The 15255-nt window shown below is 47.6% G+C and carries 16 protein-coding genes and 2 tRNA genes; 15 read left to right on the forward strand and 3 right to left on the reverse strand.

Features of this window, described 5'->3' with window-relative positions; genetic code table 11:
• Window positions 1-8: 8 nt before the first annotated feature.
• Window positions 9-2771 carry an EAL domain-containing protein gene (locus LPA26_RS06825; RefSeq protein ID WP_229007781.1) on the reverse strand — a complete coding sequence of 921 codons (2763 nt, stop codon included), beginning with the start codon at window positions 2769-2771 and terminating at the stop codon, window positions 9-11.
• 214 nt (window positions 2772-2985) lie between these two features.
• Here LPA26_RS06825 and ychF point away from each other — a divergent pair, with 214 nt between their 5' ends.
• From ychF to LPA26_RS06895, 14 genes are all read left to right on the forward strand, one after another.
• A complete protein-coding gene (ychF, locus tag LPA26_RS06830; RefSeq protein ID WP_055826381.1) occupies window positions 2986-4071 on the forward strand; it encodes a redox-regulated ATPase YchF in 1086 nt (361 codons plus the stop codon).
• A gap of 81 nt (window positions 4072-4152) precedes the next feature.
• Window positions 4153-4229: transfer RNA gene (locus tag LPA26_RS06835), tRNA-Met, on the forward strand.
• Window positions 4230-4411: 182 nt separating this feature from the next.
• The gene (locus tag LPA26_RS06840) at window positions 4412-4696 is read left to right on the forward strand and encodes a hypothetical protein (protein WP_229007782.1); all 285 of its coding nucleotides are present in this window, start codon (window positions 4412-4414) and stop codon (window positions 4694-4696) included.
• 95 nt (window positions 4697-4791) lie between these two features.
• Window positions 4792-7041 (forward strand): ATP-dependent DNA helicase, encoded by a 2250-nt coding sequence (locus LPA26_RS06845; protein ID WP_229007783.1) that lies wholly within the window; start codon window positions 4792-4794, stop codon window positions 7039-7041.
• Window positions 7042-7135: 94 nt separating this feature from the next.
• Entirely contained in the window at window positions 7136-7426 is a 291-nt protein-coding gene (locus LPA26_RS06850; RefSeq protein WP_055826407.1) for a hypothetical protein, read from the forward strand.
• Between the two features lie 171 nt (window positions 7427-7597).
• Window positions 7598-8104 (forward strand): hypothetical protein, encoded by a 507-nt coding sequence (locus LPA26_RS06855; protein ID WP_055867959.1) that lies wholly within the window; start codon window positions 7598-7600, stop codon window positions 8102-8104.
• A 178-nt stretch (window positions 8105-8282) separates the two neighbouring features.
• The gene (locus LPA26_RS06860) at window positions 8283-8621 is read left to right on the forward strand and encodes a helix-turn-helix transcriptional regulator (protein ID WP_229007784.1); all 339 of its coding nucleotides are present in this window, start codon (window positions 8283-8285) and stop codon (window positions 8619-8621) included.
• Window positions 8618-9085, forward strand: a complete 468-nt coding sequence (locus LPA26_RS06865) for an ArsI/CadI family heavy metal resistance metalloenzyme (protein ID WP_229007785.1) — start codon at window positions 8618-8620, stop codon at window positions 9083-9085. Before LPA26_RS06860 ends, LPA26_RS06865 begins: the two co-directional genes overlap by 4 nt.
• Window positions 9072-10115: an ACR3 family arsenite efflux transporter gene (gene arsB, locus LPA26_RS06870; protein ID WP_229007786.1), complete on the forward strand. Its 1044-nt coding sequence runs from the start codon at window positions 9072-9074 to the stop codon at window positions 10113-10115. Before LPA26_RS06865 ends, arsB begins: the two co-directional genes overlap by 14 nt.
• 16 nt (window positions 10116-10131) lie before the next feature.
• Window positions 10132-10608, forward strand: a complete 477-nt coding sequence (locus LPA26_RS06875; protein WP_229007787.1) for an arsenate reductase ArsC — start codon at window positions 10132-10134, stop codon at window positions 10606-10608.
• Between the two features lie 90 nt (window positions 10609-10698).
• Window positions 10699-11133 carry a heme-binding protein gene (locus LPA26_RS06880; protein ID WP_055826420.1) on the forward strand — a complete coding sequence of 145 codons (435 nt, stop codon included), beginning with the start codon at window positions 10699-10701 and terminating at the stop codon, window positions 11131-11133.
• Window positions 11134-11149: 16 nt separating this feature from the next.
• A tRNA-Met gene (locus tag LPA26_RS06885) sits at window positions 11150-11222 on the forward strand.
• Window positions 11223-11320: 98 nt separating this feature from the next.
• Complete coding sequence (locus LPA26_RS06890) at window positions 11321-11845, forward strand: hypothetical protein (protein ID WP_229007788.1); 525 nt, start codon at window positions 11321-11323, stop codon at window positions 11843-11845.
• Window positions 11846-12091: 246 nt separating this feature from the next.
• A complete protein-coding gene (locus tag LPA26_RS06895) occupies window positions 12092-12685 on the forward strand; it encodes a hypothetical protein (protein ID WP_229007789.1) in 594 nt (197 codons plus the stop codon).
• An 87-nt stretch (window positions 12686-12772) separates the two neighbouring features.
• Here LPA26_RS06895 and LPA26_RS06900 read toward each other — a convergent pair whose 3' ends face one another.
• A complete protein-coding gene (locus LPA26_RS06900) occupies window positions 12773-13669 on the reverse strand; it encodes a LysR family transcriptional regulator (protein WP_229007790.1) in 897 nt (298 codons plus the stop codon).
• Window positions 13670-13761: 92 nt separating this feature from the next.
• Here LPA26_RS06900 and LPA26_RS06905 point away from each other — a divergent pair, with 92 nt between their 5' ends.
• Window positions 13762-14775, forward strand: coding sequence for an MBL fold metallo-hydrolase (locus LPA26_RS06905; protein WP_229007791.1), 1014 nt, complete (start codon window positions 13762-13764; stop codon window positions 14773-14775).
• 146 nt (window positions 14776-14921) lie between these two features.
• Here LPA26_RS06905 and LPA26_RS06910 read toward each other — a convergent pair whose 3' ends face one another.
• Window positions 14922-15230 carry a hypothetical protein gene (locus tag LPA26_RS06910; RefSeq protein WP_229007792.1) on the reverse strand — a complete coding sequence of 103 codons (309 nt, stop codon included), beginning with the start codon at window positions 15228-15230 and terminating at the stop codon, window positions 14922-14924.
• Window positions 15231-15255 lie beyond the last annotated feature (25 nt).

Here is a 15255-nt window from a genome sequence, read left to right on the forward strand (position 1 = left end):
CAAACAACCTACTGCGAGACAGTATGCTGCTGCCACTGGTGAACCCAATTGACAAAATCATCTGGCCGCAGTGGTTGCGAGAAATAAAAGCCCTGACCGTGATCACAACCCATATCGCGTAATATTTCCAGCTGGCGCAGGCTTTCAATGCCTTCTGCAATCACCTGCATGCCCAGACTGTGAGCCATCATGATAATGGCACGGCACAAAGCTTCATCTTCACTGGAAGTCTCCAGTTCGCGCACAAACGAACGGTCTATTTTGACGTAATCAATCGGGAATTTTTTCAGGTAAGACAATGACGAATAGCCGGTACCAAAATCATCCAGCGCTACCTGCACGCCCGCCTGCTGGTATAACGCCAGGCGTTCACTCACCTGCGAATTGGCATCCATCAACAAGCGCTCAGTGATTTCCACCACCACCATATTGCGCTCGGTATTGCCGCTTAAAATCTCTTTTAGCCAGTCATGCTGCTTTTTATACTCGGACGCAAACTGCACAGGCGATTTATTAATCGCCACCTGAAAATCAGCATGTAAACTCTGCCGCCATGTGCGACATTGCTGGATTGCGGTTTTAAATACCCAGTCGCCAATCGGCACAATCAGCAAGGTATCTTCTGCAATACTGATAAACTCCATCGGCGGGATGATCCCTCTGATCGGATGCTGCCAGCGTATCAGTGCTTCTGCTTTTAACACGGCGTTGGTTTGCAGATTGACCACCGGCTGGTATTCGAGGAAAAACTGCTGGCCCTTAATCGCCATATGCAGGTCATGCGACAACAGCATGCGGTTTTCGGCATGCTCCTGCATGCGCGGCGTAAAGTAGGTGAAGCAGTTACCACCCTTCTGCTTGGATGCATACATGGCCTGATCCACCCGTTTCATCAGGTCATCTTTATTGCTGGCATCATCCGGGAAAATCGCAATCCCCAGGCTGGCGGCAACATATGCATGGCTGTTTTCCAGCTTGAATGGGGTAGACAGGCTATCAATCACCTTCTGTGCAATATTCTCCACATAAGCTGCATGCGCATCGGTGAGCATCAATACAAATTCGTCACCGCCCAGCCGTGCCACCAGGCCGTTTTCATCAATACATTGTGTCAGGCGCTGCCCAGCATGTTTCAATAACAGGTCACCCTGGTCGTGGCCTTGCGAATCATTCACCTCTTTAAAGCGGTCTAGGTCTAGAAAGATAATCGCCACTTTATGGTTATTGTTCTTAACCAGTCGCAATTGCTGATCCAGGCGTTCAAAGAACATGCGCCGGTTAGGCAAGCCGGTCAACGTGTCCACATTCGCGTATTGCCAGATCGCCTCTTCAGACTGCTTGATTTTGCTGATATCTGCCAACGTACCAAGTACCCTCAATGACTTGCCCTCGTCATCGCGCTTGAACACCATGCCGCGGTCATACACCCACTTCCAGCTACCATCCTTGCATGCCATGCGATACTCCATCGCATAGTGGTCACGCTCGCCATTCAGCACTTGTTGCAGCATGGCCATCGCTGCCGGGTAATCATCTTCATGGATACGCCTATGCCAGCTGCCAGGCTGGTGATCAAACTCATGCGGTAAAAACCCCAGCATGCCTTTCCAGCGGTCAGAATACACAATGCGGGATTCCGGTACATACCAATCCCACAAACCATCGCCGGTACTTTCCAGTGCCAGCATCCAGCGCTGCTCGCTGGTATTGAACTCCTGGTTAAATTTCTCCAGTGCCTGCTGAGTCTGGCTGCGCATCACTGCGAAGTAGGCAATGCCGCCCAGCAACATACTGAGGAAAATCCCCAGAATACCGATGCGGTTGGCCTGGCCATAATCAATTGTCGCTTCAAATGCAGGCGTGGAGCGGGCCCGCAAACTCCACTCCTGCCCATTGATGCCCAGCACATGAGACATGCCGTAAATCGCCTTCAGTGCATGCAGTTGCGATTCGTCATTGCTGTGGTACAACGGCGTCTGTCCCTTGCCTTTGACCTGATCAAACACATCAAAATGCACATGCCGCTGCTCTGTCTGGTGCAGCGCTTCACTTAAGAAAACCGCCACATCGAAACGCAAAAATACCCAGCCATTCAGCATGCGCCTGCGGCCATGTACAGGAATATCCGTCAGCTTGCCGCGATACACCGGCGCATGTAACACATAATGTTTTTGCAGCGGCAAGATATCATCTATCATCGAATGGGTAGCCATTACCAGCTGCCCACCATCCCCAGACGTTAGCAAATCAGCCCTTATCGCTGCATGACCAAAAGCATTCTTGAACAATACTTCACGGTTGGTATCGTTTCGAGGCTCCACATAGATGATAGGCGCGAACTCGTCGCCCTTGAATGTATTGCCACGCTCCTGCAACAGTTTCTGGATAGGCATTTCCAGGTCTTTAAAAGTATCAGGGTGTTGCAGGTTGATGTATTTGATAAATCCGATCGCGCTCAGGCTGGCATCACCGGGGCGCTCGATAAAGTCATTCACGTAGAGTTTGAATTCATCGGCAGAAACATGCTCTGAAGAAATATAAAGCTGTTCAACACCCTTTAATATCTGGCGGTAGGCCTCTATCCTGTGCTGAATATCTTCCGCGGCATTGACGACGGATTGCCTGAATTGTATTTCCTGCAATGCTTCCGCGTGGTGACGCTCGCTGACCCACAGCAAGAGTGTAGTCAGCACCGCTCCCGAAAATATCACCCCGGCAATCCAGCGCGACATTAGGAGTTGTCGCAACGGCGCCATTTCGAAAAGAAACATTTCTCATCCTTATCCAGGAAGATGCATGACAGGATGATTATGCCCCCGCTGTCATGCAATGTATATTGTCATCATCCTGCCCGCCTGCCTTTATAAAAGCAAGTCATTGCAAGATACTTTTGTTGTATTTCTTTACTAACGGTAAAATATCACTTTTATTCAATGCCAGCCGCAAAAATATTGTGCGGCAGCACACACTGAAAGCCATTCCATTATGAAATGCGGTATTGTCGGCCTGCCAAACGTAGGCAAATCCACCCTGTTTAATGCAATTACTAAAGCCGGCATCGCCGCAGAAAACTACCCCTTCTGTACCATCGAGCCTAACGTTGGCATTGTTGAAGTACCGGATAACCGCCTGCAACCGCTGATCGACCTGGTCAAGCCGCAAAAAGTCCAGCCTGCCATTGTGGAATTCGTAGATATTGCCGGCCTGGTTGCCGGTGCTTCCAAAGGTGAAGGCCTGGGTAACAAATTTCTCGCCAACATCCGCGAGACTGATGCCATTGCCCATGTCGTACGCTGTTTTGAAGATGGCAACGTGATTCACGTAGCTGGCAAAATCGATCCGCTGGCCGATATTGAAGTCATCAATACCGAGCTGGCACTTGCGGATATGGAAACCGTAGAAAAAACCATGCAGCGCGAAGGCAAAAAAGCCAAAAGTGGCGACAAAGACGCCATCGCACTCATAAAAGTATTAGACAAAGTATTACCGTGCCTGAACGAAGCCAAAGCCGTACGCACACTGAACCTGGACTCTGATGAACTCGCATTGCTGAAACCGCTGTGCCTGATCACCGTAAAACCAGTGATGTACATCACCAACGTGATTGAAGGTGGGTTTGAAAACAATCCACACCTGGACAAAGTATTAGCCCTGGCAAAAACCGAGAAAGCACCCGTCGTGACTATCTGCGCCAAAATCGAAGGTGAAATCTCCGAACTGGACGAAGAAGACAAACTGCTGTTCCTGGAAGAACTCGGCCAGGATGAACCAGGCCTCAACCGCGTCATCCGCGCCGCTTACGATTTGCTAGGCCTGCAAACCTACTTCACCGCCGGCGTACAGGAAGTCCGGGCCTGGACTGTGAAAAAAGGTGCCACCGCACCGCAAGCTGCTGGCGTCATCCACACCGACTTCGAACGCGGCTTTATCCGTGCCGAAGTGATCGCCTACAACGACTACGTGCAATACAAAGGTGAAAAAGGCTCGCAGGAAGCAGGCAAAATGCGTCTGGAAGGCAAGGAATACATCGTGCAAGACGGCGATGTCATGCACTTCCGCTTCAATGTTTAACTGACTTAAAAGACTGCGAAAACACTATAAACGATTGTTGTCGTCCCTAGACACAACTGCTATAATCGCGGTCTTTCAAATGGTGATGTAGCTCAGCTGGTTAGAGCACAGGATTCATAATCCTGGGGTCGAGGGTTCAAGTCCCTCTTTCACCACCAGATAAAAAAACGGCTTCCAGAGATGGAAGCCGTTTTTATTTGTGTCATTTACTTACCAGATATTTATTTTGATGCTAAAACTCAATGAATTCTGCTGCAATCTTAAAAGCTTCACTAGACCTAAAAAGCTTTAGAATAGTGGGATTGAATCCATCTAAATATATTTCAAAGTCAACGTTTGCATGGAAATCACCAATAGTTTTGAATTAGAGTTTATTGCCTGTTTTTCCATGCATCTGGAAAACATTTACAGCGAACACAACCATCCGAAAGACACCAGACAAAGGGATCGTTATTCTGAATTGATTGCATTCATTAAAGAATCACCTTTTGAAAGTGCGTTGGAAAAATACAGGCAAATATCACTCGCAGATACTGACATCAGCCTTTTCGACGAGTCCACGATCAGAATGGCGCAGAGACTGGCAAGAATGGAAATGGACCTGCCTCTTGTGCTTGATAATTAAAGTTCTAAATTCCCCAAAGTAGGCCAGCCATTAAGTTAGTCGCAAATTTAGCAATCTCAGAAGATCTTAAAGCCATCTTTAAGTATGTGATTTCTGTGCGCACGCTGTGTGAACTGACTGCCAAAACCGGTAGCCTGGATCAACGCTTCACGCCCGCCCCTACTGCGATAGAAGGCATGCTGGGTCATTTGGCAGTGGCCTACCGTCGCGAGCATTATTACCAGACTGAAATCACCCTCACCGGTGAATACCAGAATATCTTTGTGCGTGGCAGGGCGGATGGCTATGACCCGGAGCTCAACCAGCTGGAAGAGGTGAAAACCTATAAAGGGCACCTGGACCGCATGCCTGAGAACCACAGGTTACTGCACTGGGCGCAGGCCAAGGTGTATGCGCATCTGATGTGTCTAGAGAACGAGCTCCCCTCCATCAACGTGGCCCTGGTGTATTACAACGTGACTTCCAAAGAGGAAACGCTGCTTGTTGAAGAATATTCGGCAGCTACCTTGCAAGCATTCTTTGAGTCATTGTGTCGCAAATTGCTGGTTTGGGCGGAGCAGGAACTGGCACACAGAGCCAGCAGGAATCACGAGTTATCCGGGCTCAACTTCCCGTATCCTGAATTCAGGACTGGTCAGAGAGTGCTGGCAGAGTCCGTGTACAAATCAGCCATGAAGCAACGGCACCAGTTGATTCAGGCCACCACAGGCATAGGCAAAACACTGGGCACTATCTTTCCCCTATTAAAAGCCATGCCAGAAGCCAAACTGGACAAGGTCTTTTTCCTGACTGCCAAATCATCCGGCCGTGAGCTGGGATTGAATGCCATCAGGACGGTGCAGAAAGCCAATCCTGGCTTAACAATCAGGACACTGGAATTAACCTCCCGCGAGAAGTCTTGCGAGCATCCGGACAAATCCTGTCATGGCGAGTCATGCCCGTTGGCCAATGGTTTTTATGACCGCTTGCCCAACGCCAGAAATGAGGCGCTTAAACAAACTATGATGGATAAACCCACCATCCGAAAGGTTGCGCTTAAACACCATGTGTGCCCGTACTACCTGTCTCAGGATCTGGCTAACTGGAGCGATGTGGTGGTGGGTGATTACAACTACTATTTTGATCTGCACGCTTTGCTGTATGCGGGCACTGTGCTCAATGAATGGAAAGTCAGCGTGCTGGTTGACGAAGCGCACAACATGATCGAACGGTCACGCAAAATGTATAGTGCAGAATTGAATTATGGCGCTTTCAACGAAATGCTGGCGCATGTGCCCAAGTCATTGAGAGGTGTACTGGAAAAACTGAATGTCAGCTGGGCGGTATTGAACCGTAGCCAGACGGTGCGTTATGAAGTGTATCCCAATATTCCTGAAGAGTTTGAAGATGCATTACAACGCGTGATCTCAAAAATCACTGATTATCTTGCGGAGTACCCCACTTTCAATGATGCCAAAGTGCTCAATTTCTATTTTGATGCCTTGCAGTTTTCCACGCTGGCTGAATCATTTGGGGATCACTCCCTATTCGATATCACTAAAACCGAAACCAGTGTCGGCCTGTTTCAGCAAGACGCCACGTTATGCATCCGCAATGTGATTCCGGCAAAACATTTAACTCCCCGTTTCCAGGCAGCCAATTCAAACACTTTATTTTCAGCCACCCTAAGCCCCTCCTCATTTTTTAATGACATGCTGGGCCTGCCTGAAAATACCAGTTTTCTGGATGTGGAATCCCCGTTTGATGCCAGTCAATTAAAAGTGAAAGTAGCCAGGCATATTTCAACCAGGTTTAAAGAACGGCACTTTTCACATGAGCCGATTGTGCATCTGGTGGCAAAGCAGTTCATCGAACGGCCGGGCAATTACATATTGTTTTTGAGCAGTTTTGATTACCTGAACGATGTGCAATCCTTGTTCAATAGCTTATATCCTCACATTCCAACGCGCGCGCAATTGAGGGTAATGTCGGAAATGGATAAACAGCAATTTGTGAATGACTTCACCCTCACTTCAGAAGGCATCGCGTTTGCGGTATTGGGCGGCTCATTCGGTGAAGCGATTGACTTGACGGGTGACAGGTTAATCGGCGCCTTTATTGCCACCTTAGGCTTGCCACAACTCAATGATGTGAATGAGCAAATGCGCTTGAGAATGGAAAAGATATTTGGCTTGGGTTATGAATACACCTACCTCTATCCGGGATTGCAAAAAGTCGTCCAGGCAGCCGGCAGAGTGATTCGCACCACCAATGATAGTGGCGTGATTCATTTAATGGACGACCGCTACAATCAATCCAAAATTAAAAAACTGCTGCCTAAGTGGTGGCCATCCCCAGATCATTAACGTCTGCATTCAATCTAGAGCTTCAAAAAAATGAACATATTGAAGCGCATAAAATCATATAAGGTTAAACAAGTAATTTAACAAACCTCTGAGAATGAAGCTTTCGGCCAAAATAAAATCAAAACGCTTAGAAATTATCCAGATCGTTGAGAAAAATCACGCGTTATATCCTCGAATACTTTTCAACGATTTACATGGCTATGATCTTGATGAAACATTTCTAGAAATCGTGGTCGACCGCACCTATGAGTTTATGCCAGAAGATATTGGCAAAATTCAACATCAACTGGAACAGCTGTTAGACGTAGCTGTATACGCTTGTACACCCAACCAGCTACCAGACGCTGATCGCGAAAGGCTATTAGCGGTTGCAAAGGTGATCTGACTTCCTGGCGATGACGGCGTCAGTCATTGAATCAAAACATATGGCAATACTTGCTGGATGCTAATCTATTGAGGCGCCTTCCTACATTCGAATCAGAATAATCATACTCGTCACATCCCATACCAATACCTACACTGGTCGCTCTAATAAAAAACATTTTGGAGAGCAACTATGACGACAGTTACCGGTTTATTTAAAGATCAGGAAAGTGCAGAGCGTGCATATCTTTCTGCTACTGAAGCGGGTTACGGCGCGAATGACATCAACGTCATCATGTCCGAGGAAACGCGTGAGCGCTACTACGGTAAAAATGCCACACTAGAAACTGAAGTGGGCAGCAAAGCGGCTGAAGGCGCGGCTATCGGTGGTGCACTTGGTGCAACGGCAGGTGCGATTGCAGCTGCTATCGCCGCTGTGGGTACAGCCATTGTGGTACCTGGCTTGGGTCTGGTGATTGCCGGTCCACTGGCCGCAGGTATTGCAGGTGCAGGTGCTGGCGGGGTGACCGCCGGCCTGGTTGGTGCACTGATTGGCTGGGGTATTCCGGAAGATACCCTGAAACAATACGAAGCTGATGTTAAAGAGGGTGGCATCCTGATTGGCGTTAATTCAAAAAATGATGAAGACACCCGCCGTTTCCAAAGCGACTGGGGCAATCCAGAACTCAATCGCGTTTAAAAAGCCAAATTAAATAGCACTGCCATGAAAAACCACCTCCGGGTGGTTTTTTTATCACGCCCTTCTAAGAGAATGATTCATCGCTCACTAAAGCGCATCACAGTCTTTGAAGCAAGCACCTTACTTAACAATCTGCCAGTGCTTGCATTATTTCCATATTTATGGAAATATAGAATCTATGGAAACGACAACAGCAGTTACGCAACTCTCTGCCATTGCACAAGAGGCCAGGCTGGAGATATTCCGGTTACTGGTTCAGGCAGGTGCCGAAGGGCTGCCGGCGGGCTCAATTGGTGAACAGCTCAAAATTCCTGCGAGCACCTTGTCTTTCCACCTGAAAGAACTGACCCATGCCGGATTAACCAGCTCACGGCAGGTCAGCCGGTTTATTTATTACACAGCCAACTATGAAGCCATGAACACCCTGCTCGCTTACCTCACCGAGAACTGCTGCGCAGGCCAGGCTGTGTGTTGCCCTAACCTCAACTGCCACCCCGAAACGGAAGACAATCCATGAAACGTATGCACCTGCATGTCGCTGTCGACAATGTCACGCAAAGTGTCCGGTTCTACTCGGCGCTTTTTGGTGTCCCTCCGACAGTTGAGAAACCTGACTATGCCAGATGGATGCTGGAAAGCCCACACGTGAATTTCGCCATTAGCTCGCGCGGTGCTAAAGCGGGCCTGGACCATATCGGCATCCAGGTTGAAACAGAAGAAGAGCTGGATGAGATCAGGACACGACTGGAACAAGCCGAGATGTCACTCCTTACCCAGGAGAGTACCACCTGCTGTTACGCCAGGTCAGACAAGCATTGGGTGCAAGATCCCTCAGGCATTGTCTGGGAAAGTTACAGGACGCTGGACAGTGCGCCCACGTTCAACAATGCAGAAATGACTGAAGGTGCATGTTGCACACCGGTAATGCAAGCCATACAAATCACCCCGAGAAAGTCAAAACAACATCATGGCTGCTGCTAACCCAACCGCAATCTCAAGCTTTGAACGTAACCTGACCTGGTGGGTACTGGGCTGCATAGTGGTCGGGATAGCATTAGGCCAAGCCTTCCCCGCCTTCTTCCAGGCCATAGGTGGCTTAAAGGTTGCCGAAGTAAACCTGCCAGTGGCCGTACTGATCTGGCTGATGATTATCCCCATGTTGCTAAAAATCGACTTCAGCACCATGAAAGAAGTCCTCGCGCACAGCAAGGGCATAGGCGTAACCTTGTTCATTAACTGGGTAGTCAAGCCGTTCTCGATGGCCTTACTTGCCTGGGTCTTTATAAGGCACCTGTTCGCAGACCTGCTACCGGCAGACCAGCTCGACAGCTACATCGCAGGCTTGATTCTGTTAGCTGCTGCCCCCTGCACGGCCATGGTGTTCGTCTGGAGCCAGCTTTGCAATGGCGAGCCCAGGTTCACACTGTCACAAGTCGCACTCAATGACACCATCATGCTGTTTGCCTTTGCGCCCCTGGTAGCGCTTTTGCTTGGCCTTTCCAGCATCGCTGTGCCATGGGACACGCTCTTTATGTCCGTGGTTGTCTTTATCATTGTGCCTGTCTTGATCAGCCAGGCTCTGCGTAAGGTCATGCTGGCAAAAGGGCAAGGCGCACTTGAAAAGTTACTTAAGGGCATCCAGCCTGTTTCCCTGTCCGCCTTACTGGCAACGCTTGTTTTACTATTTGGCTTCCAAGGCCAGCAGATCCTGGAACAACCACTTATCATCGCCTTGCTTGCCGTGCCTATCATCATTCAGGTGTATTTCAATTCCATGCTGGCTTACTGGCTGAACAAAAAGCTCAAGGTCGCCCACTGCGTTGCTGCGCCCTCTGCACTCATCGGTGCTTCCAACTTCTTTGAGCTGGCTGTCGCCACCGCTATCGCACTGTTTGGCTTTCACTCAGGGGCAGCGCTGGCCACTGTCGTCGGCGTGCTGGTAGAAGTCCCTGTCATGCTATCCGTCGTTTCCATCGTCAACCGTAGCCGTACCTGGTACGAGACCCACTAATATTTGAAAGCAGTCTATGAATATCCTGTTTCTATGCACCGGCAACTCCTGCCGCTCCATCCTGGCAGAAGCCACGTTTAACGCACTAGCCCCGGCAGGCATGCAAGCCATGAGCGCCGGCAGCCAGCCTACAGGCGAAGTACATCCGCGTTCCCTGGCATTGCTTAAGCGTGAAGGCATCGCCACAGAAGCCTATTACAGCAAGTCGTGGGATAACCTGCCCGCAACGCCAGACATTGTGATCACAGTGTGCAGCAATGCAGCCGGAGAAACCTGCCCGGCTTATTTAGGGAATGTATTAAGGGCACATTGGGGCGTTGATGACCCTGCAAAAGCAACGGGAAGCGAAGCTGAAATAGAAGCCTCATTCTTCAAAGCTTACTCCACGCTGCGTAAACGCATAGAGGCACTCTTAACGCTGGATGCCGAGTTTCTGGCAGATAAAAATACACTGCAAAAAGAATTGCAGCGCATAGGCGAAAACATCACCTAGCGGCTAATTTGGGTTTCAAACAAACTTTCAATGAATTTAAATGGGCTGCGGTAGTCGTATTTGTTCCATTCATAAAAATAAGGAAAACAAATGCACGTAAGCTTTGAAGTCGCACAAGAAATCATAGATAAAGCAGTTGAAAAATCCAAAGAGATCGGCGTCAAGATGTGTATCGCCGTACTGGATTCTGGCGGCAACCTGAAAAGCTTCACAAGAATGGATGATGCGTGGGTCGGCAGTATCGATATTGCCATCAAAAAAGCAAAAACAGCCTGTTATTTCGCCATGCCATCTGGCGAAATCGGCAAACTTTCAGTGCCTGGCTCGCCTTTATACGGCATTGAGCATTCCAATGATGGCTTGATCACTTTCCCGGGTGGGTTACCGATTGTCGATGAAGAAGGCATGTTGATCGGTGCAATCGGAGTCAGTGGTGACACTGTAGAAAACGATCACTTGGTTGCGCAAGCCGGTGTGAATGTCGCTGGTGTTTGTGATGTACCTAAGCATCCTTGGCGTACCTAGTTAACATGAGAATTACAGCTTAATTAGCGGGTAAGAGCACAGAACTCATAATCCGCTGGCGCTGTGTTCGACTCACAGAGGGACCACCATTTATAGAGATACTCAAGGTTAACTCCTTGGGTCTTTTTTGTTTTGTGGTGAAGTAAAATAATAATTAATTGTTTAATAAAGTATCGCGAAGATTTATATGATTTCAACTCGCTCACTGATCACATACTTATCCTTGAGTTTACTAACACTAACTATGCTAAATGCCTGTGCATTAGCTCAAAGAAGATATGTGCCACCCACATCTGGGGATTTAGCTCAATTTCGCGCAATCTCAACTTCAGGATTGCCCTTTTCCGGCCCTATTGCAACGTTTTCTGATGCAAAAATCTGCAAGGGGCGATATTTTATCCAATCGCCAGCGGAAATAATTACGTCACCTACTAACATTGCTGCCGGAACACCTTTCTCAGTTGCCCTTCATCAACCCCTGGGTGGAAGCTTTTCATATGGTTTTAGCTATTGTATTCCTGTGATCACATTCACGCCTGTCGCGGGACGTCTCTACACTGCAACTGTGGGGATTGAAAAGGATAGTTGTAGCATCCAGTTGGACGTTGCCGACTCTCTAATCGATAAGAATAGAAGTCCTGAGCCATTTATCAAGAAGGAGTTCTCAAATGGCCTTGATGAAAATTCAAGTTTTTGCAACTCTATCGAATAACTTATGCACTACCTTTTAACCGAAAAGGAAAGCCAGCAGAATGCCCTAAGCCGCACGTAGTGAGCTGTGTTCGACTCACATAGGGGCCACCATTTATATAGAGACTCAAGGTTAACGCCTTGGATCTTCTTTGTTATATAGTGATGTAAACTTCAAAAAACTAAATTCTATTGATGAAATAGAAAAGTGGAGTTGTCAATAAATCCATCCAATACTCCAGATTATTTAACAAAGCCGGAGAAATGAATGCAAGCAAAAACCAGCTACCTCTTTATAGTTTTATGTCTTATTGTAGGTTCCGTGCAAGGAGGCGAGGTTAAGCATGTCCCACTCAGCCAAATTATGGCAGGAAGTGTCGATCCGGCGGCTCCAAAAGACAAATATGAGCCAGCAATCACTATTCCCGCGCACTATATTTCTAAGAAGATTGACGGAGCCGCCATGCCAGCAGTGGTGCTCGGTGTATTAGCCGATGTGGAGTCGGTTATTCCAGAGTGGAAATTTGATGAGATTAAAGAGGGCATATTCACTATTAATTTAAGTCCCTATCAAACCTACGATCAGGGTAATCGTAAATTTAGAGGTGAATCGCAGAATGCTGTTAAAGAATATGAGATGCACGGTTTTAAAAATGCAAAAATTCGTCGGGAAGATTCTGGTGGCGTACCTGTACTATCTATTACGTCAGAGAAAGATGGCCGTCCGAATTACTTGGCATTTATCGCAATAGGCTCCTCAGTTATGGCAATAAATTATGTCCCCCCAACTCCTGCAACGGCCGATGATAACAAGCGATGGGAAACCTTTATACATGGCGTGAGTCCTGAAAACCTTAAATGAGTATAGAGAATCTAGGGGGACAGGTCTTGCAAAATAACATTTTGATGGCATTGATCCCCCAACTATACGCATATCCCAATACTTCAGCTACACATTCACAAACTGCTGCCTCAACCATACCATCGCTTCATCCTCTTGAGACTTTATATGCCACGCCATGCCTAGCTCAAAAGGCGGGATTGCAAATGGCAGTTCAATCAAATCCAACGTGTCCTGATATTTTTCGAGTAGCTGCTTAGGTAAGGTGGCAACACAATCGCTATTGGTGAGGACCAAAGCAATCTGGTTGTAACTGGGCACTGACGCGACAATGTTCCGGGTTTGCGACTGCTCGGATAACAAGTGATCAATTGAGCTGGATAAGTCACCCTTGGCAGAGACGATGACATGGGACAACTGGCAATACTCATTAAGCGTCGGTTTCTTGGTGCCTCTCGCATGCCATTTTTTCTGCGCCATGATAAAGCTGTCTTTCATTAAATACCTGACCTTGAGGCTGTCTGGCATTTTGTTGATGTCACCTATGTATAAATCAATATGACCTTTCTCCAGGTCTTCTTTCACATTAACGCCAAACACTGACACGAATGAAATTTGCAGGCCTGGGTTATTAAAGGAAAGTACCTTTTTTAAAACTGGCAAGCCAAGAATCGTGAACACGCTATCGTTGGTTGCAATGGTGAATTTGCGACGGGAGGTGAGCGGATCAAAACTGGATTTGAAATTGACGGCAAATTTAAGCTCGTTAATGGATGCCCGTAATTTATGCTGAAGGTTTAAAGCTCGCTCAGTCAGCACCATACCTCGCCCTACTTCTGCAGGGACAAGCAATGGATCCTCAAACAGCACCCGCAGCCTGGCTAATTGCGTAGAGAGCGCTGGTTGGCTGATATTCAGCCTTTGCGCCGCCTTGGTGACGTTTTTTTCTTCCAGCAGGATATCCAGTGAAATCAATAAAGGCAGGTCCGCTCTTTTTATATCCATAATAGTTATACATCTAATACAAATATTCAATTTTAAATAATAATTAATTATACGTATTCTGGCAGCACTTTAAATAAAAAAGGAGAATATGGATGAGCAATGTGCAAGGCAGAAAAAGAGTGGCATTCCAGAAGACAGTTTTAGCTATTGGCTTATTTTTACAGTGCCTGGCTTATGCCAACAGTTCTGTTGCCGGAGCTGAATTACCAACGGCTTCAGTGGCTAAATACCATGCTGAAACTGGTTACTACACCTTCAAATTGGGTACGTATGAAATCACGGTGATTTCAGATGGCACGGTGCCGCAAGACTTACACGTATTGCTAAAAGGCGCGCCCCAAAAAACGGTCGATGGTTTGTTGAGCCAGGTGCATTTGCGTAACCCTATTGAGGCATCGATCAATGTGTTTTTAATCAACACCGGCAAGAAATTAATCCTGGTGGATACAGGTGCAGGCGATTTTTTTGGCAAGGGGTTTGGCGGCAAGTTTAGTGAGCGTTTAAACAAGTTAGGCGTTAAGCCGGAAGATATTTCTGACATATTGATCACTCATATCCATACCGACCATACGGGTGGCCTGGTGCATAAGGGCAAAGCGGTTTTCCCCAATGCGAATATTTATGTAGGTAAAGCCGATGTAGACTTTTTCTTGGATGCTAAAAACCAAAACGGGGTGAATGGCTATGACAAAGCCTATTTTCAGCAGGCGCAAACTGCGATGCAGCCATATGTGGCGTTGGGCCACGTAAAACCATTAAGTGGCGCACAAAAGATATTGGATGATTTTAATGCATACCCTACACCCGGCCATACGCCTGGGCATTACTGCTACAGATTGGAAAGCCAGGGCCAGTCCATCACGTTTATTGGCGACTCCGTGCATGTGGAAGCGGTGCAGTTTCCTCATCCTGACATCACCATTACTTACGATGTTGACCGGCCCAGCGCCGCAAAACAGCGCCAAGCTCAATTCGCACAATTAGCTAAAAGCGGCTCCATGATTGCGGCACCACACTTGCCGTATCCAGGGATTGGCTACATTAACGCTCAAAAAGATGGATTTACATTTATCCGTGCAGAATTTCATGACAGGGATGGACTGTGATTAAGCGTATGTATACGCTGAAAAGCCTTCTTGCAAAGGTGAGCAAAGTGAAAAGCATGGCGGTATAACGAATTAGTTTTATCAAATAAAAACGGCTTCTATTCACTGAAGCCGTTTTTGTTATCTATGACTGATTACCTGCGGAATTACTCAGCATCCTGTTTGGATTTAAAACGGCTGAACAGGCCACAACGGACTTTTTCTGCCTCATCTGCGGTCATGGCGCCATCGCAGCAATGCCGGTGGTGATGCCCATGACGGCCTCTGAACCCACCAAACAAAATCCTGCTCAAAATCAACAGACCGACTGCATGGCAGTAATCAATCACATGGATGCCATCAGCTAATGAAACAGCCACGTGGTTCCACAACAGCATGACGACATACGATAACGCTGCAATGCAGACTACGGCTAACGCTGCAAAGGCAGCACATTTACTTTTACAACTTTTCATTCATCTCTCCAATTATTCAGTCATT

Source organism: Methylophilus sp. Leaf408 (assembly GCF_916856905.1).
Taxonomy (GTDB): domain Bacteria; phylum Pseudomonadota; class Gammaproteobacteria; order Burkholderiales; family Methylophilaceae; genus Methylophilus.